This is a genomic window from Methylomonas sp. Uni0009, assembly GCF_054188105.3.
Genome location: NZ_JBTAFN010000001.1, coordinates 1,816,608 through 1,834,091, shown reverse-complemented (window position 1 = coordinate 1,834,091; position 17,484 = coordinate 1,816,608). Strand labels below are relative to the sequence as shown.

The following is a 17,484-nucleotide window of genomic DNA, read 5'->3' as shown; positions in this document are numbered from 1 at the left end:
TTCTATAACCCTTTTTCATCGGCCAATGCTAGTGAAGACTGTTGTTCGCGCCAAGTGCCCGGTTTATCAGGTACGATTTCCATTAGCTCTATTTTGTCGTCAAGAATACGCAGTATCTTGCCGTAATTTTGCCCCATGTGATGCCCAACCTGTACGCGGTGGATAGTCCCATCTCTAGCTCTTACCAAACCCCAATAGCCTTTGTCGTTACGTAGCGTTCCAACCATGCGCAGACTGTCCAGAGGGTAGGCTTCCAACTCTTCCTTCCGGCGTTCTATATCAGGTCTAATACCGTTGATACCGGAGACGTCGACATTGCTATCGTCATCTTTTCTTTCAATTGACCTAAACGGATCCCTCAATCCATCGGGCTTGAATATAAACGATTCAACCACTTTAATTTCAGGCAAGGGTTCGATAGCGGCCTTGGGACGAGCTTTTACCTCTTCAATATATTTGGTCAAATCGCTGACATCGTCGCCACCGCATCCGACCATCCCAACCAAAAGCAAACTTAACATCGGCAGGGTCGGAAAAACTTTCACACCGACGCACCTCATTGCCCTCTCCTTTTCTTAGCAGCCGGTCCGCCAGCGGCTTGCGCTGTTTCGCCCTCGTTATAGGTTTTTATTGTTGCCGTCATGCTCATACCATCTTTGCCTTCTTTACCCATCGGCGTCATGACCACATCGTGCACCGTCACAATCCGGGGTAGGGAAGCCAAACCGCTGACAAATAATCCCAGCTCTTCATACTTCCCGACGACATGGATACCAATTGGTAATTCAGAATAAAACTCTCTGTTAATTTCGGTACTGGGTTGGAACAATTTAAACTCTAGGCCACTTGCCAATCCGGTTTGGGAAATATCAACCAACAAGCTGGCAACTTCAGCTTTGGTAGGCATCTGCTTCAACATCTCACCTAGCGACGCTTCGATTTGATCCAGCTGATCGCGGTAATCCTGGAGATTGACAGCCTTTTTCTGCTTAACTTCAAACGCACTTTTCAAACTCTCTTCTTGTTTTTCAAGCACATCCAATTCATCCAACTGCGGCACCGTCACAAAGTAAACGCCAGCCGCCGCTGTTAATACCGCAAACATAAGAATGACGATGATTTTTAGTGGCGTTGGCCAGCTGCCCGCCGAATTAATGTCCCAATTGATTTCAGACAAATTCATTTGACGGCTCCTGGTTGAGGCTTATCGACCTTCTTACCTTGCTTGGCAGTTAGGGTGAAGTCATTCATCTGCCCATCCTTCTTACCCTCGCCCTTGATAACATTCAGTACCGAGGTATTCATCCACGGCGAGTTATCGATAGCCCGCATATAAGCGGACACCCCCGCATTCGATTCCGCCTTCCCATCCAGCGTCAAAACCGCTCCTGCCTGGGCAAACTTCGTCAGGTAAATACCATCCGGCGTGGTTTTGGCCAATTCATCGAATAAATGCACCACCTCGGGACGGCTTTCCTGCAACTTTTGGATGACTTCAATTTTGGTCAATAACCGGTTTTTCTTATCTTCGATTTCTTTGATTTCTTGAATTCGCTTATCCAAGATGGCTATTTCGTTTTGTAGTAGCGTGTTTCTGCGGGTCTGATACTCTTTGATCCCTTCGATATACATATAGACCACGACCAAAATCAGTGCTGTCACCAAAATACCGGCACCAATACCCGCCACAAAATCCTGCTGCTTTTTTTTACGCAGCTCTTCTCGCCAGGGGAGTAAATTAATTCTTGCCATTAATCGAAACTCCTTAGCGCTAAACCGCACGCTATCATCATCGCAGGCGTATCGTTGCTCAGACTTTGCGGTTTGACCCGATTAGAAAGCGCCATATTGATAAATGGATTGGCAATGTAAGACGGGATGCCGAGGTCGCGTTCCACCAATTTGTCCAAACCCGCGATTGACGCGCAACCACCGGCAAGTACCAAGGCATCGACGCCGCGATTGGCGCTAGAGGAAACAAAGAATTGCAACGATCTGGCGATTTGCTGCAACATGGCTTTTTTGAAGGGCTCCAGCACATCCGTGACGTAATTATCCGGCAGGCCGCCGTGCTTCTTGGCCAGACCGGCTTCTTCATACGACAGGCCATAGCGGCGCTGAATCTCTTCAGTTAGCTGTTTTCCGCCAAAGCCCTGCTCCCGGGTATAAACAGTTTTACCTTCATGCAGAATGTTCAGAGAGGTCATGGTGGCGCCAATGTCGGCAATCGCAACAGTCATATTGCCGGCACCTTCCGGTAACTGATCCGCCAACAACGAAAACGCATTTTCCATTGCAAAAGCTTCCACATCGACGACGACAGCCTTAAGGCCGGCATAGGCCAGTGCTGCCACCCTGTCTTCAATGTTTTCCCGCCGAGAAGCCGCCAGCAACACATCAACCATATCCGGGTTATTTTTGGTGATGCCCTGAACTTCGAAATCGAGATTAACCTCGTCCAGCGAATAAGGAATGTATTGATCCGCTTCCACCATGATCTGCTCCTCCATGTCCCTATCAGACAAGGAGGCGGGCATCGAAATGATTTTGGTCATCACCGAGGAACCGGCAACCGCAACGCTCGCCTGCTTTGCCCGAGTACCGGATTGCTTGACCGCCGCTTTTATTACCGCGCCGATTTGCTCTATATTGGTGATGTTCTTATCGACTATCGCATCTTGAGGTAAGGGCGCCACCGAGTAACTTTCTACCCGGTAACGAGCACCGACCCGGCTCAATTCCAACAATTTAACCGCAGCTGTACTAATATCCACACCCAGCACAGCCGACGGATTCCTGCTCAACCAGCTCATGAATGAACCCTTTTTAGATCGAATATGATTGAATTTGGCTCAAGCATGCTCAGACGAGGTGCAGAACCCACATGGGTCAGAAGTATAGTAGGTTTTTTTAATTTCATCCTCTTAGATAAACCACTTTATAAGTAACTTTAGGTTGTTCCTATTATCAAAAGGGTTTATTTTGACCGGCAATTTGTATTTTAGCAGTGCGTTTGAATTTCAGTGCCCATTAAGAAAGCTCCCAAACCCAAGTCTCTGATCAAGACACTTTTTAAGTGGCTGGCCTTCTTCTTTTTCGCTTTTATCGGCACATTTCTGATCGCCACTTATTTTTTCCTAATCGAACTCGATAAGGAACTGCCGGACATCGACCAGTTACAACATGTTCAATATCAAATGCCGTTGAACATCTACAGCCAAGACAAGCTATTGATAGCTCAGTTTGGCGAGAAGCGCCGAATCCCGATCAACATTGAGCAAGTACCGCCGCAATTGATCAAGGCGTTTATCGCTGCGGAAGACGACCGCTTTTACAAACACAACGGCGTGGATTTCAAAGGCCTGCTGCGAGCGTTAAGCCAATTAGCCCTCACCGGCAAAAAGCGCCAAGGCGGCAGTACCATCACTATGCAAGTTGCCCGCAATTTTCTGCTGAGTAACGAAAGAACTTATTTGCGTAAGCTCAAAGAAATCATTCTTGCCCTGAAAATAGAGCGGCAATATTCCAAAGATCAGATTATGGATCTTTATTTGAACAAAATTTATATGGGCCAACGCGCCTATGGCGTCGCAGCGGCCGCGCAAACCTATTATGGTAAAGATATTTCCGAGCTAGCCCTTCACCAGCAAGCGATGATTGCCGGTTTACCAAAAGCACCATCCATTTACAATCCGATCACCAATCCTCAGCGTGCCATAGAGCGGCGGAATTACGTGTTACGCCGAATGCTGGATTTAAACTATATAAGCCAGCGCGATTACGAAATTGCTGTACAAACATTAGATAACGCGGAGATCCAGCCGATAAATGTCGAGCTACAATCGCCATACATCGCGGAAATGGTTAGGCAAGAAGTTATGTCCAAGTATGGCGAGACAGCCTATACCTTGGGTTTGAAAATTTTCACCACCGTCCCTAGTCAATTTCAGTTAGCAGCAGAAGACGCTTTGCAAAAAACCTTGCATGAATATGACGAGCGCCACGGCTATCGCGGTTTTCCACATAAGAATTTACAAAAAAAGGGGATTCAAATTGAGGACACTGTTATTGGAGATACCCGGCAAGCCTTAGTAACAGCAGCAACTGATTCCGGTGTGGTCGCAACATTCTATGACCATACGCAGATCGACATAAGCTGGAAAAATATTGAATGGGCAAGACCGTACCCGGAAAAAAATATCGGCACCGGCAAAGCTTTTCTCAAACCCAACGACATCATCTGGGTCAGGCAGTTAGAAAATAACGAATGGGCACTCACGCAAATTCCGAGTGCTGAAGCTGCTTTTGTAGCGCTTAATCCCAACAATGGCGCGATTTTAGCTTTATGCGGCGGCTTTGATTTTTATCACAGCAAATATAACAGGGCTACGCAGTCCAAACGCCAACCGGGCTCGGGATTCAAGCCTGTTATTTATACTGCTGCCTTGGAGAAAGGCTTCACCGCGGCCAGCATCATTAACGACGCCCCCATCGTAATCGAGGACCCTTCGCAAGAAAACGACTGGCGTCCGGAAAACTATAGCCGCCGCTTTCTGGGGCCGACATCATTGCGGGTTGCGCTCCGGGAATCGATCAATCTGGTCTCAGTGCGATTGCTGCAGGAAATCGGAATACCTCAGGCAATCGATACAGCCATGCGCTTTGGTTTCGATAAAGAACAATTGCCCGGCACGCTGTCTCTGGCTTTGGGTAGCGGCTATGCATCACCGTTGCGTATGGCGTCGGCCTACGCGGTCTTTGCCAATGGCGGTTTTTTGGTAAAACCCTACCTCATCGAACGCATCGAAGATCACAAAGGTAACCTGTTGTTCCAAGCCAACCCACCCCTGGCGTGTGCCGATTGCCCAGACCAAGACCCACCGTCACCAAACCGCGCGCCGCGCGCTATTTCAGCAAAAATTAATTTCCTGGCAAACAGCCTGCTGAGAGATGTTGTACAGCGCGGCACGGCAACTCAGGCCAAACAATTGGGCCGTAACGATTTGGCGGGTAAAACAGGCACCACCAACGAACAGAGAGACGCTTGGTTTAACGGTTTTGCTACCGATATAGTGGCATCTGCATGGATAGGCTTCGATAATTCATTACCACTTGGACATGGTGAGACTGGTGGCAAAGCCGCCTTACCGATGTGGATTAAATTCATGAAAGCCGTACAACAAAACTTCCCGGAAAAACCATTAACGCAACCAGCTGGGATAGTCCAGGCTTACATCAACCCAGCAGACGGGTTATTGCTAGATCAAGAAGCGAGAGGAGGCATTTGGGAATATTTCAGTGAAGAAACCGTACCAACGGCAAAATCGGCACCAAAAGCTGAAGAACCCGAAGAGGATGAATTATTTGCAGAAGAAGCGTTATTTTAAAACACTTCGCATAACTGGGAAGAATCTGGCCGCCAGTTGACCGACGGCCGAACAAGACTTCTCGAAAACTATTATTTTCCGAATTTTTTGCGGAATTTATCAACACGACCCGACGTATCAACGACGCGCTGTTTACCGGTATAAAACGGATGGCAAGAAGAACACACCTCAATGTGTAAATCAGAAGCCAGCACAGAACCGGTTTGAAAAGTATTGCCGCACCCGCAAGTAACGGTAATTTGTTTATATTCTGGATGTATTTCTGGTTTCATAGCGCTCACATACCCGTTCCGGGCTACATACTTGATAGAGAACTGCTTATGATACGATCTCGACAGGCAATCTGCAACACAAAAAACAGTGCTAAACACTACCTTAGCGCCTCAGACCATCACCGCTAATCACCAGTCCGCATCAATAACATATTAAAACCCCAGCAGGCAGTGCCGGATTGAACCGGCATCACGAACAGGCGCTCAGAACAGGATAGCGCTTTTGAAAGCCTACTAAACATTTCGTGTAATTTGCTATCAAATTAGGCGCTATCAATACTTTGATCACAAGGACTATCGCTTGATGTTCTGCACGCGCCAAAGCAGCAGCAATATCAGCAGCGGCGGCACCGCGGTTAGGCCAGTAGCCACAAATGCAGTAGCATAGGCTCCGGGTAACCCGTATATGGGCGTGAGCGTTTCGACCGCAACCCCGGAGAATCCTTTCAGGAATTTGCCAAGCAAGGCGTAGGTTGACGACAGCATGGCGTACTGAGTGGCGGTGTAGCCCAAACTGGTCAGGCTCGACATATAAATTACCAAGGCGACGCCCGCGAAGGACTGGGCAAAAGCGTCGAGCGTCATGACTGCGGCGAAAATCGCTGTGTCTGCATTGACGCTGAGTAAGGCGAATGCCGCCGTGCCACCCCCCTCGAACACAAGCCCCGCGATCAGCGTTGGTAACAGGCCGAATCGCACGGCACTGAGACCCGCCGAGGCAATACCGAAAAAGGTTGCAACCAGCCCGAATGAGCCGCGCACCCAGGCCACCGTGTCCTTGGAAAGCCCGAGATCATGATAATACGGGTTGTACATTGGCCCCATCACGAAATCAGGCAGGCGATAGAGCGCCACCATCAGCAGCATAAGGAGTCCTGCAACCTTGTGATTGACGAAAAAGTCGATAAACGGGCCGATGATCGCATCGGCAAGGCCGCGCAAGGTCCATAGCGGAGACTTCTGGCGCCGCGCCACATCAGCGCGGGTTGGCTCAGAGGCACATAGGGTTGCTACGGTGCAAAGTGCCATCAATACCGCCATGGCAACATACGACATGCTCCACCCGACACGGGCCGCCGCAGCAATGATTAAGGCGTCAGTAATAATGAGAGCGATACGGTATCCGACCTGCGCTGCCGAAGTCATCAACCCCGCGTCGGCGTCGTCGGACGCGGATTCGATTCGCCAAGCGTCGATGGCGATGTCCTGCGTAGCTGACGCGAAGGCCGTCAACAACGCGAAGGCACCAATAGCCACCAGCCCGCCTGCCGTCCCAACAGTGGCCATGCCCAGCAGCCCGACGGCGATCAATATCTGGCACAGCAGCATCCAGCCGCGACGACGCCCCAGACGGCCCAGCAGCGGCACATCGATATGATCCACCAGCGGCGACCAGTACACCTTAAAGGCGTACGCAAAGCCAACCCAGGACATGAAGCCGATGGCAACCAGGCTCGTGCCATCGTCCCGCAGCCAGTAGCCGAAGGTATTGGCTGTCAGCAAGAAGGGTAGGCCCGAGGCAAAGCCCAGCGTCAACATGACGGCCACCTTGGGCTGCTTGAGTTCATGCAACACTTCCAAAGCGGAGCGCTTGCGGCGCACAACGGGGGTTGATTGGATTGTTGGCGACGGCTTATCAGCCGAATTAGGGGGGACGGGCGTCGGTGTGCTCATGCAGGAATAGTACTTTAATCGAGTAAGGCCCTACGCCCACCAGAGTAAAAGAGCCTATAACCAACAGATAATCCTGTCCATCGGCCAGCCAAACCGATACAGGCGAAGAAACCAACTAGAAAGGAAGTCCGGCTGAAACCGAGAAATACCACACTCAGAACACGCCACTGCGTAAAAGTAGAGAAAGCGCTACGCCAACTATCAATAGTCTTTGTCACGCGCTTTCCCATACTTTATTGCAGTTTTATCAAAAATCGACGAATTAACCGTTGATCAGATAGTGGGTAACGATACTCGCCGCATAGCCTGCAGCAATAACCGGCGTCCATTTCAAGTGACTGAAGAAGGTGTATTTGTGATTGGATTGCCCCATCAACGCAACGCCTGCCGCAGAACCCACCGAGAACAATGAACCACCCACACCGGCAGTCAATGTCACCAACAACCATTGATACAAATCCATATCCAGATTCATATTCAGTACCGCGAACATCACCGGGATGTTATCAACTATTGCTGAAATAATACCGACCAGGATGTTGGCGGTGGTTTGACCCAAGCCGTCGTACATCGCGCCGGACAACAACTCCAGGTAACCGATATAACCCAAGCCGCCTACCGCGAAGACCACACCAAAGAAGAACAGCAACGTATCCCATTCAGCTTCCTTTACGCGATCAAATACATCAAGATGTACAGCATCAGCCGATGCGAAGCGCATTTTTATGTAGTAGATAAATAACATCAATATGGACAAACCTGCCATCATGCCCATGAATGGTGGCAAATGCAGAAATTGTTTGAAGCTGACGGCCAAACCAATGGTAACGCCGAACAAACCGCAAACCACCCAACCACCGGGCTTCAATTCAACAGCGGCCTCGTTAGTTGCTTTCGGCTGACCACTTGGAATCGCTTGCGCCATGAAGAAGGCGGGCACGACGAAATTGACGACAGAGGGAATGAACAACTTGAAGAAATCGAAAAACTCAGCATAACCAGCTTGCCATACCATCAAGGTCGTGATGTCACCGAATGGGCAAAAGGCACCACCGGCATTTGCCGCGATCACCAAGTTGACGAAACCGATAGAAACGAATTTTTCGTTATCCGCGCCCACCGCCATCACCACGGCACCAACCAGCAGAGCAGAAGTCAGGTTATCAGCTACCGAAGACAGGAAGAAGGTAATGATGCCGGTTATCCAGAACAATTGCTTGTAGCCAAATTGTTTACGAATCAACCAGGAGCGAAGCGCTTCAAACACATTACGTTCCGCCATAGTGTTGATATAGGTCATCGCCACCAGCAAGAACAACATCAACTCTGCGTACTCTTTCAAATCATGTTCGAAAGCTTTATGCAGTTCTTCACCGGAAACACCGGCCTCTTGAGCCAATATCGCCACATGCCCCCAAATGACGGAAGCGGCAAAGATAACCGGCTTGGATTTACGCAAATGCGTAAACTCTTCTGCCATCACGAAACCATACGCCACCAAAAAGATCAGAACGGTATAAATACCCCGCTCGGTTCCGGTTAAGCCCAGGTTATGAAACTCTTCAGCCATGGCGATTTCCGGCAAAAACAGCAAGCCGGCCAAAATTAACAGTAAGCGCAACAAGATAGCCCCCTTTATCCTCTATGTTTTAGTCATTATTGAAAGCGGAAAAAACTAACCGGGCATGTTATCACCATACAATATTCTTTGTCATTTAATCCCGGCCAGTATATTATTCAGATACCTAGCAAAATAGTATGTAAACCAAGCATCGCCCTTAAATGTATCAATATAACAAGCAAGATCAAACACTTATCGAAGAGCGCGTTAGCGAGTTTCGCGGACAAACCCAACGTTTTTTAAACGGCGAACTCGGCCCGGACCAATTTAGAGCCTTGCGACTGATGAATGGTTTGTACGTGCAAACCCATGCGCCGATGCTCCGTGTCGCAGTACCTTACGGACTGCTTTCGTCCAAGCAATTACGCAAACTGGCATCGGTAGCTCGCGACTATGATCGCGGTTATTGCCATTTCACCACCCGCCAAAACGTGCAATACAACTGGCCGGAACTTAGTCGAGTTCCCGACCTGCTTGCCGAACTTGCGACGGTGCAAATGCACGCCATTCAAACCAGCGGCAACTGCCTGAGAAATACCACCTCAGACCCCTTAGCGGGCATTTGCAAAGACGAGATCGAAGATCCGCGACCCTACTGCGAAATCATTAGACAGTGGACGACACTGCATCCGGAATTTGCTTATCTGCCGCGCAAATTCAAGATCGCCGTTAGCGGTGCGGCGCATGACCGCGCCGCCGTGCAATTCCACGACATCGGCGTCTACATCGTCAAAAACGATGCAGGCGAAATTGGCTTCAGAATTTTGGCCGGCGGCGGCCTGGGCAGAACTCCCATCATTGGTCAAACCGTTAGACCTTTTCTTGAAAAACAACATCTATTGTCGTATTTGGAAGCGATCTTACGGATCTACAACCTATTCGGCAGGCGCGACAACAAATATAAAGCGCGCATTAAAATTCTGGTCAAGGAAACAGGATTGGAGAAGTTTACCGCCATGGTCGAAAAGGAATGGCTGCGCATTAAGGAAGATATGATCCTGAGCAATGAACGCATTGAGGAAATTAAAGCGCAATTTTTACCTCCCGCTTACGATCCTAGCGCTGCGGATGACAACGCCCTGACGGAGCATTTGGTCGGCAACGCCGATTTTGCGAAGTGGTTCAAATATAATACCGTCGAACACAAAATCACCGGCTATCGCGGTGTCTACGTTTCACTAAAAGCCCCGGATTCTCCTCCTGGCGACATGACTGATAAACAGCTTGAAGCGGTAGCCGATTTGGCTGACCAATTCAGCTTTGGCGAAATTAGAAGTACGCATAGACAAAATTTGGTCTTGGCTGACGTGAAACAAGCCGACCTGTTGACAGTATGGCAGCAACTAAACGCCCTCAAATTGGCTACACCCAACATCGGCTCCGTCACCGACATGATCTGTTGCCCGGGCCTGGATTTTTGCTCGCTGGCCAATGCCGGCTCTATTGGCGTAGCAAAGGAACTCAACGAAGCATTGGATAATTTGGATTACATACACGACATCGGCGACATCAAAATTAATATGTCTGGCTGCATGAACGGCTGCGCCCATCAAAGTGTCGGCCACATCGGCATTCTGGGCGTGGATAAACATGGTGAGGAGTGGTATCAAATCACCTTGGGCGGCTCTTCTGAAAACGAAGCAGCAATAGGCGAACGCCTGGGACCATCAGTTCCCAAAGACCAAATCACCTCGACCATCACAACGATATTAGACGTTTACATCAAGCAACGCCTGGAAGACGAAGCATTTTTAGAGACCGTCAAGCGTGTTGGCCTGGAACCATTCAAAGAAAGAGTTTATGCAAATCATTAAAGATCGACAGTTGGTAGAAAACACCTGGACTTTTATTGCCGACGACAATCCGTTACCAGAAAATGGTGACATTACAGTCACATTAGTGCGTTGGCTGACAGATAAAGAACAACTAATCAAACGCTCCAGCCAAACCGGCGTTCGGCTCATTCCCAGCGATCAAATTGAACCGCTGACTAACGACTTAAGCAAAATTGGCGTGATCGAGCTTAATTTTCCGATATTCGGCGATGGCAGGCTTTTTTCGCAAGCACGCTTACTAAGGAGCCGCGACGGCTATCAAGGGGAAATTAGAGCCGTCGGCGATTATCTGCCTGATCAGGTATTTTATTTGGCGCGGGTGGGCGTGAATGCGTTTGAGTTTTCCGACCCAAACCATATCCAAGAGGCCCTGGCAGCCATGAACAATTTCTCGGTACGCTATCAGGCATCGACAAACTAAGCCAAAACCGGCAAATTGTCTTTAAATACCTGACAAGAAACAAAAGCCACACAATAAAAAACCCGCTTGACGAATATCGTCAAGCGGGTTTTTCTTTGCCCTATATCTGAGCTACTTTTTCATAATGCTGATACCTTTCAGCAGATTCAACGCTTCATGCAAAGGATAGTCTCGAATTTCCGCTTCTGAAGATTCGTTGGTATCGCCATCTTTTTCAGAAGGGTCTTTCGCATCATCTTTATCCTCTTCTTCGGACTTTTTCTCCGGCTTCGCGTTACCGTTAGTCAAGTGGTGCGTCAGATCAGCTTCTTTAATCGACTCTATCTTGGCTTTTTCCAATGATTCCAGCTTAACTCTCGCCAAAGTCACATCAGGCTCGATGCCTTGCGCCTGAATTGAGCGACCGGAAGGCGTAAAGTACCGGGCTGTGGTCAATTTCACCGCGGCACCGTTGCTGGTCGGCAGAATGGTTTGCACCGAACCCTTCCCGAAAGACTTTTCACCCATGATGATGGCTCGTTTGTGATCCTGCAACGCACCAGCAACAATTTCGGATGCCGATGCCGAACCGCCATTAATCAACACCACAATCGGCGCACCATTAATAATATCATCCGGTGTTGCACTAAAACGCATTTCTGAGTTTTTGATTCTGCCTTCGGTGTAAACGATCAAACCGGACTCGATAAACGCATCACTGACATCAACAGCAGCATTCAATACACCGCCGGGGTTGTTGCGCAAATCCAGCACAATACCTTTCAGCGGGCCTTCGTTTTCTTTTTTCAGCTCGTCGACCGCATCCAACAAACCTTGACCGGTACCGGATTGAAAACTACTGATCCTCAAGTAACCGTAATTTTTTTCCAGCAGTTTGTTTTTAACACTTTTGACTTTGATAATGTCGCGGGTCAAGGTAAATTTAAGTGGCGCTTCTTCGCCTTCTCGAACCACAGTCAACACGATGTCGCTACCTGGCTCGCCACGCATAATTTTCACTGCGTCGGCCAGAGTCATGCCTTTAACCGGCTTGTCATCCAGACGCACGATCAAATCGCCCGCCTTGATGCCGGCGCGCTGAGCGGGCGTATCATCAATCGGCGAAACGACTTTAACAAAGCCATTTTCCATACCCACCTCAATACCCAAACCGCCGAACTGACCAGTGGTGCCTTCTTGCAACTCTTTATATTCTTCGCTAGCCAAATAAGCCGAGTGCGGATCAAGGCCGGACAACATACCGCGAATCGCATCTTCCAACAGTTTTTTGTCGGATACGGGTTCGACATAGTCCTGTTTGATACGCCCGAATATCTCGGTAAATGTCCGCAACTCATCAAACGGCAAAGCCTGTAAATCATCTACCTTGGTCGAAACAGGTGCTTCCTTTTCCGCCAGGACACTGCTGCACAAACTCAGCGTCGCACCCAAAATAAACCCGACCAATAAAATCACTATATTTCTGTTTTTTAGCATGTGTTTTAAAACTCCAACAACCTGTTCCTGTAAATGATTAACCCTTGCCCGGCTTACGGCACCATTGCTCGGGATCTATGGGCCGACCTTGTTTCCTAATGCCGAAGTACAATGCCGCATCAGCACGCCCCCCGCTACGCCCAACCGAAGCCAATATCTCACCGGCTCTAACATGCTCTCCCACGCTTTTATGCAAGCTTTGATTGAATGCATACAAACTCATATAACCCTTACCGTGATCAACAATGATAATCAAACCATAACCCCGCAACCAATCGGCGTAAACAACTCTCCCGGCATTGACCGCATGAATATCGGCACCTTCGCGAGCGCTAATCACCACGCCGTCCCAGGTTGTTTCGTAGCGGCGACTGCCGAAACGATCGGTTATCGCCCCTTGCACCGGCCAAGGCAGCTTTCCTTGCAACTCGGAAAAAGAAAGACCCGCCGGTTCGCGAACAGGATTGACTTCGGATTTTTTTGGCGGCTCGGGTTGTTCGACAGGCTTTTCGTGCTTATCAAGCACGCGCTCCGGTGCAACCGCTGGTTCATTATCATCAGTTTTCTGCAATGATGCTACCAAGGCTTGCAATTTTTTCTCGTCACGCATCAAGCCAGCCAGCAGGGCACTTTTCGACGCATAGTCTTGCTGAATGTCGGCAAGCAAGGCTTCTCGCTGTTTTTTCAGCGTCTGCATCGCCTCGGTTTCTTGTTGTTTCTTGTCGAGAGACACTTGCAATAACTGAGTTTCCGTGTCTTTTTGGGCTTCCAACTGCCGCAAAACCTTGAAATCCTCAGCCATGGCCTGAAGCTTTTGTAAGCGGGCCTTACTAATGTAATCGTAGTAAACCAACATGCGACTCGATAACGCCGGATTACGTTGGTTAAGGATAACTTTCAGCCCTTCCTTATCGCCACCCATTGCATAAACCGACTTAATCAGCCCCTCAAGCTCCTTCTCCTGACTACGCATGTCTTTTTGCGTGGCAACGCTTTTATTCCGAACTTCCTGCAATGCCTGTTCTTGCTGCCTGATTTCAGCTTTGATAGCTCGCAGACTATTCGCAAGCTCCCCGTATTGCCGCTCCAGCTTTTGCAACTGCTCTAACAACCGAGACTTTTCAACCCCCAGGCTTTTGACGTCATCGCCAACTTGCTGGATTTGCGATTGCACTTCTACCAAGCTACGGGCATTTACGGGATCGCCCTTAGCCGGCAATGCGCAGACAATCGCAATCCAAGCGGTCAAAAAATATCGGTAAACATGCATCGATTAGGCAACCGGCAATAACCGTCCAATCATTGACGCGGAGAGCAGCAATAATGGCTTTGCTGGACTGACCATGTGTTACAGACTCCAAACATTAGTTTTGCGGGCGTTAAGGCAGATAAAATTTGGCCTAGTCAAAAAACGAGCCAACCCAAGCAGCCCCGAGCTATTTTCCTAAGCCTCTAGCCGAGGGTATTGAACAATAAAGCCCACTCTGTTAGATTTGCTCACCTTTTATTGCTTTAGCGCAAGCAATTAAACCCACTTGCGCCGTAGCGACATTATACCAGTACAAGGATGTCGTCATAGTTCGAAAAGTACCATTGTTCGCTCACTGTTCTTAACCTTAGCCTCGATCATCGTTATTAAATGGAAGACAAAAACGATACCATCCACTACGACGACAGCGATATTAACCGGGCGGCACGCTGTTTGAAAGCAATGTCCCATCCGTTGCGCCTAAAAATCCTGTGCGTACTGGGTAATAACTCGATCAGCGTGCAAGACATCGTTGAGCAAGTTGGCACGAGTCAAAGCAATATTTCCCAGCACTTAGCAATACTGCGAGACAAGGGCATTCTCGATTACAAAAAAGAAGCCAATCGGGTTTACTACTTTATCGACGATGAGCGCGTAATACACCTGATTCAAATGATGCGCAGCGTTTTTTGCGGCACGTAAACAGCATTCAATAACCACTAAAATAAACCCACGCGATGGACCAATATATAGAATTTGCCACCAATCACTATTTGCTAGCATTCTCGCTGGTATGCGTTATTTTTTTGCTAATCCAGGATTTGCTCGCGAACTCATTCAATAAGTACGAAAGCATTTCTCCGTTGATTGCAGTCACCAAAATGAACAGTGACGATGTCGTTGTGCTTGACGTGCGAGAAACCAACGAATTCGCCAAAAGCCACATCGAAAACGCGATCAACATTCCCTTAGGCAAAGTAGAAGAACAACTGGGCTCTCTGGAAAAGCATAAAAATCATCCTATGATCGTGACCTGCCAGACTGGTGCCCGCTCGGTAGCCGCTTGCAAAACACTGACCAAAGCCGGATTTGAGCATGTATTCAATATGACGGGCGGCATGCAATCCTGGGAAGATAACAAGCTCCCCATCAAAGTCAGCAGTAAAAACTAAAGATTAATCAACCAACCTTAACAAGTAATCATCATGGCCGAAATCAACGCATCCAGCGAAAAGCAGTTCGCGATTCAAAAGATATATACCAAAGACATTTCTTTTGAAACCCCCAATGCTCCAAAAATATTCACGCAAAAGTGGGAACCCGCGCTGGATCTTAATCTCGGCACGCACGTTCAACCCATCGAAAACTCGATGTACGAAGTATCGCTGACATTAACTGTCACCGTAAAAATTGCAGACACAACGGCCTATTTAGTTGAAGTCAATCAATCCGGAATTTTTTCAATAGCCGGTTTCAGCGAACAAGAAATGGGACCAATGCTAGGCAGCTTTTGCCCCAACGTCTTGTTCCCTTATGCGAGAGAGGTCATTTCCGACCTAGTGAATAAAGGCGGTTTTCCACAGTTAATCTTGGCTCCGGTCAATTTCGACGCATTGTATATGCAGCACCTGCAACAAGCGCAAACCCAACAGGAACCTGAAGCTAAAACGCTAAATTAAGCGGAATGCCACCATCTATCAGTATACTTGGTGCCGGCTCATGGGGAACAGCTTTAGCGGTACAGGCAGCCAGAAATGGCTGCAATACCCTGTTGTGGGGCCATAATCCCAAACACATAGCCACATTAAAGCAAACCGGCGAAAATGCACGCTATTTACCCGGCGTCCATTTTCCAGAAAACCTGCAATTCACCGACAATCTTGCGGAAGCCGTGGGGTTCAGCGCGGTATTGCTTATTTCGGTCCCCAGCCACGCCTTTAGAGACTTATTAGCGCAAATCAAACCCACGCTCAGTGAAAGCTCCCGCATCGCATGGGCCACCAAGGGTTTCGATTCCCAAAACGGCGCCTTGTTAAGCGAGGTGGCGACGCAAATACTGGGGGCGAATATCGAATGCGCCGCACTCTCCGGCCCCACATTTGCCCAAGAAGTAGCTGCCGACCTACCAACCGCACTCACCATCGCCTCTAACTCGGAAGGCTTCGCCACCCAACTTAGCGAACGATTGCACAACCAACGATTTAGGATCTACACCAGCAACGATATTATTGGCGTTCAGGTAGGCGGAGCCTGCAAAAATGTTTTGGCAATCGCGGCAGGCATAGCCGACGGCCTTGGCTTTGGCGCTAACACACGGGCAGCACTAATCACTCGCGGTCTAACGGAAATCATGAGACTAGGCATCAAGCTTGGCGGCCAAGCCGACACTTTTATGGGCCTAGCCGGTCTGGGCGACCTGATTTTGACTTGTACCGACAATCAATCCAGAAACCGCCGCTTTGGCTTGGCATTAGGCCAAGGCAAAGACCAAAGGTACGCATTAAGCGAAATCAATCAGGAAGTCGAAGGCGTATCCGCAGCCCGAGAAGCGCACCGTTTATCGCAAAAATACGGTGTCGAAATGCCAATCACCGAACAAGTTTACAAAGTCTTATTCGAACAACTCTCCCCCAAACAAGCCGTCCAAAACCTGCTGACACGCGATCAAAAGCCGGAAAGTTTGTAAATCTCGTCTGAAATAGCCCAACGAACTCAATCTAAGGGCTCTACCACTATTTATCCCAAACCACAGCCGCCAATCTTTTGCTCAGAAAAACCAGCCTTACCGCTAACCGTCCAAACAGCTTGCTACAGCAAACCGCGTGCAAAAAGTGAGAATTAGCACCTAATAATTGCAATTCACATCAAAAACCATCATTAACTTTTTGATACAAATCATTTTTACTCGAAACCCTCGCATATACCGCCTAATACGCACCAATCCTGCGTAAGTCCTTGTAGAAAAAGAAAGAATTTAATTTAAATGCCTCTTGACTAAGCACCCGTTGAAAACTATAGTGGTGCAAAAGTGATGTAAAGTGGTCAAAAATGGATTTTTTTGGAATTTTTGAGGTTCATCTTGTTTCGAGGCATAAGTTCAATCAGTTTGGATGCGAAAGGGCGCATTGCAATTCCTACCCGCTATCGGGAGGAGTTACAGGAGTCCTGCGACCGCCAAATGGTTGTGACCGTTGCAGTTGACGACAAATGCGTCGGCGAACCGGGTTGCCTATGGCTATACCCGTTACCGGAATGGGAAAAGCTCGAACAAACCATCAGCAAACTGCCGACATTAAACAAAATGGCCGGCAAGCTGCGGCGTTTTGTGATCGGCAATGCCTCGGAATGCGAAATGGACAGCCAAGGCCGCCTGCTGCTGCCGGAAACCCTCAGAGAGTTTGCCGGCATGGAAAAGCACATCATGCTGGTTGGTCAGCTCAACAAATTTGAAATATGGAATGAAGCTGCTTGGAAGGCCAAAGAACAGGAATGGATGGACGGTAACGACACAGAGGGCCTTGAAGAACTTGGCTCGCTGTCGTTTTGACG

At 48.7% G+C, this 17,484-nt stretch carries 17 protein-coding genes; 8 read left to right on the top strand and 9 right to left on the bottom strand.

The features are described 5' to 3' along the window. Positions 1-2 precede the first annotated feature (2 nt). The 4 genes from ACWAU0_RS08550 to ACWAU0_RS08535 are packed head-to-tail and all read right to left on the bottom strand — an operon-like array spanning position 3 to position 2,813. The gene (locus ACWAU0_RS08550; RefSeq protein ID WP_084153287.1) at positions 3-560 is read right to left on the bottom strand and encodes a pilus assembly protein PilP; all 558 of its coding nucleotides are present in this window, start codon (positions 558-560) and stop codon (positions 3-5) included. Next, positions 557-1,183, bottom strand: coding sequence for a type IV pilus inner membrane component PilO (locus tag ACWAU0_RS08545; protein ID WP_458138913.1), 627 nt, complete (start codon positions 1,181-1,183; stop codon positions 557-559). The genes ACWAU0_RS08550 and ACWAU0_RS08545 overlap by 4 nt, the downstream gene beginning before the upstream one ends. Beyond that, positions 1,180-1,752, bottom strand: coding sequence for a PilN domain-containing protein (locus ACWAU0_RS08540; protein ID WP_458138912.1), 573 nt, complete (start codon positions 1,750-1,752; stop codon positions 1,180-1,182). The genes ACWAU0_RS08545 and ACWAU0_RS08540 overlap by 4 nt, the downstream gene beginning before the upstream one ends. Continuing rightward, complete coding sequence (locus tag ACWAU0_RS08535; protein WP_020483743.1) at positions 1,752-2,813, bottom strand: pilus assembly protein PilM; 1,062 nt, start codon at positions 2,811-2,813, stop codon at positions 1,752-1,754. The genes ACWAU0_RS08540 and ACWAU0_RS08535 overlap by 1 nt, the downstream gene beginning before the upstream one ends. A gap of 210 nt (positions 2,814-3,023) precedes the next feature. Between ACWAU0_RS08535 and ACWAU0_RS08530 the strand changes: the two genes are divergently transcribed. Then, the gene (locus tag ACWAU0_RS08530; protein WP_458138911.1) at positions 3,024-5,387 is read left to right on the top strand and encodes a penicillin-binding protein 1A; all 2,364 of its coding nucleotides are present in this window, start codon (positions 3,024-3,026) and stop codon (positions 5,385-5,387) included. A gap of 71 nt (positions 5,388-5,458) precedes the next feature. Here the strand turns inward: ACWAU0_RS08530 and rpmE are convergent, their stop codons facing one another. The 3 genes from rpmE to nhaD all read right to left on the bottom strand — a co-directional run bounded on the left by rpmE (position 5,459) and on the right by nhaD (position 8,903). Next, positions 5,459-5,659 (bottom strand): 50S ribosomal protein L31, encoded by a 201-nt coding sequence (gene rpmE / locus ACWAU0_RS08525; RefSeq protein WP_081607938.1) that lies wholly within the window; start codon positions 5,657-5,659, stop codon positions 5,459-5,461. A gap of 294 nt (positions 5,660-5,953) precedes the next feature. Beyond that, the gene (locus tag ACWAU0_RS08520; protein ID WP_458138910.1) at positions 5,954-7,261 is read right to left on the bottom strand and encodes an AmpG family muropeptide MFS transporter; all 1,308 of its coding nucleotides are present in this window, start codon (positions 7,259-7,261) and stop codon (positions 5,954-5,956) included. A 334-nt stretch (positions 7,262-7,595) separates the two neighbouring features. Further along, positions 7,596-8,903 (bottom strand): sodium:proton antiporter NhaD, encoded by a 1,308-nt coding sequence (nhaD, locus tag ACWAU0_RS08515; protein ID WP_458139208.1) that lies wholly within the window; start codon positions 8,901-8,903, stop codon positions 7,596-7,598. 212 nt (positions 8,904-9,115) lie between these two features. Here nhaD and ACWAU0_RS08510 point away from each other — a divergent pair, with 212 nt between their 5' ends. Together ACWAU0_RS08510 and ACWAU0_RS08505 are read left to right on the top strand one after the other, a co-directional pair. Then, positions 9,116-10,768 (top strand): nitrite/sulfite reductase, encoded by a 1,653-nt coding sequence (locus ACWAU0_RS08510; protein WP_458138909.1) that lies wholly within the window; start codon positions 9,116-9,118, stop codon positions 10,766-10,768. Next, complete coding sequence (locus ACWAU0_RS08505; RefSeq protein ID WP_458138908.1) at positions 10,755-11,210, top strand: DUF934 domain-containing protein; 456 nt, start codon at positions 10,755-10,757, stop codon at positions 11,208-11,210. Before ACWAU0_RS08510 ends, ACWAU0_RS08505 begins: the two co-directional genes overlap by 14 nt. Positions 11,211-11,321: 111 nt before the next feature. On the opposite strand, the gene ACWAU0_RS08500 is transcribed toward ACWAU0_RS08505, so the two are convergent. Both ACWAU0_RS08500 and ACWAU0_RS08495 read right to left on the bottom strand, forming a co-directional pair. Further along, positions 11,322-12,686, bottom strand: coding sequence for a S41 family peptidase (locus ACWAU0_RS08500; RefSeq protein WP_033156778.1), 1,365 nt, complete (start codon positions 12,684-12,686; stop codon positions 11,322-11,324). Between the two features lie 37 nt (positions 12,687-12,723). Beyond that, positions 12,724-13,935, bottom strand: a complete 1,212-nt coding sequence (locus ACWAU0_RS08495) for a murein hydrolase activator EnvC family protein (protein WP_458138907.1) — start codon at positions 13,933-13,935, stop codon at positions 12,724-12,726. 390 nt (positions 13,936-14,325) lie between these two features. On the opposite strand from ACWAU0_RS08495, the gene ACWAU0_RS08490 reads away from it, so the two are divergent. The 5 genes from ACWAU0_RS08490 (at position 14,326) to mraZ (ending at position 17,482) form a co-directional block, all read left to right on the top strand. Continuing rightward, positions 14,326-14,637, top strand: a complete 312-nt coding sequence (locus ACWAU0_RS08490) for an ArsR/SmtB family transcription factor (protein ID WP_458138906.1) — start codon at positions 14,326-14,328, stop codon at positions 14,635-14,637. Positions 14,638-14,816: 179 nt separating this feature from the next. Beyond that, positions 14,817-15,107: a rhodanese-like domain-containing protein gene (locus ACWAU0_RS08485; RefSeq protein WP_319961664.1), complete on the top strand. Its 291-nt coding sequence runs from the start codon at positions 14,817-14,819 to the stop codon at positions 15,105-15,107. Positions 15,108-15,140: 33 nt separating this feature from the next. Beyond that, on the top strand, positions 15,141-15,614 hold the full coding sequence (gene secB, locus ACWAU0_RS08480; RefSeq protein WP_171697287.1) for a protein-export chaperone SecB: 474 nt from the start codon (positions 15,141-15,143) through the stop codon (positions 15,612-15,614). 5 nt (positions 15,615-15,619) lie between these two features. After that, positions 15,620-16,621: an NAD(P)H-dependent glycerol-3-phosphate dehydrogenase gene (gene gpsA / locus ACWAU0_RS08475; protein ID WP_458138905.1), complete on the top strand. Its 1,002-nt coding sequence runs from the start codon at positions 15,620-15,622 to the stop codon at positions 16,619-16,621. A 372-nt stretch (positions 16,622-16,993) separates the two neighbouring features. Next, positions 16,994-17,482: a division/cell wall cluster transcriptional repressor MraZ gene (gene mraZ / locus ACWAU0_RS08470; protein WP_020483755.1), complete on the top strand. Its 489-nt coding sequence runs from the start codon at positions 16,994-16,996 to the stop codon at positions 17,480-17,482. The last annotated feature ends 2 nt before the right edge of the window (positions 17,483-17,484 follow it).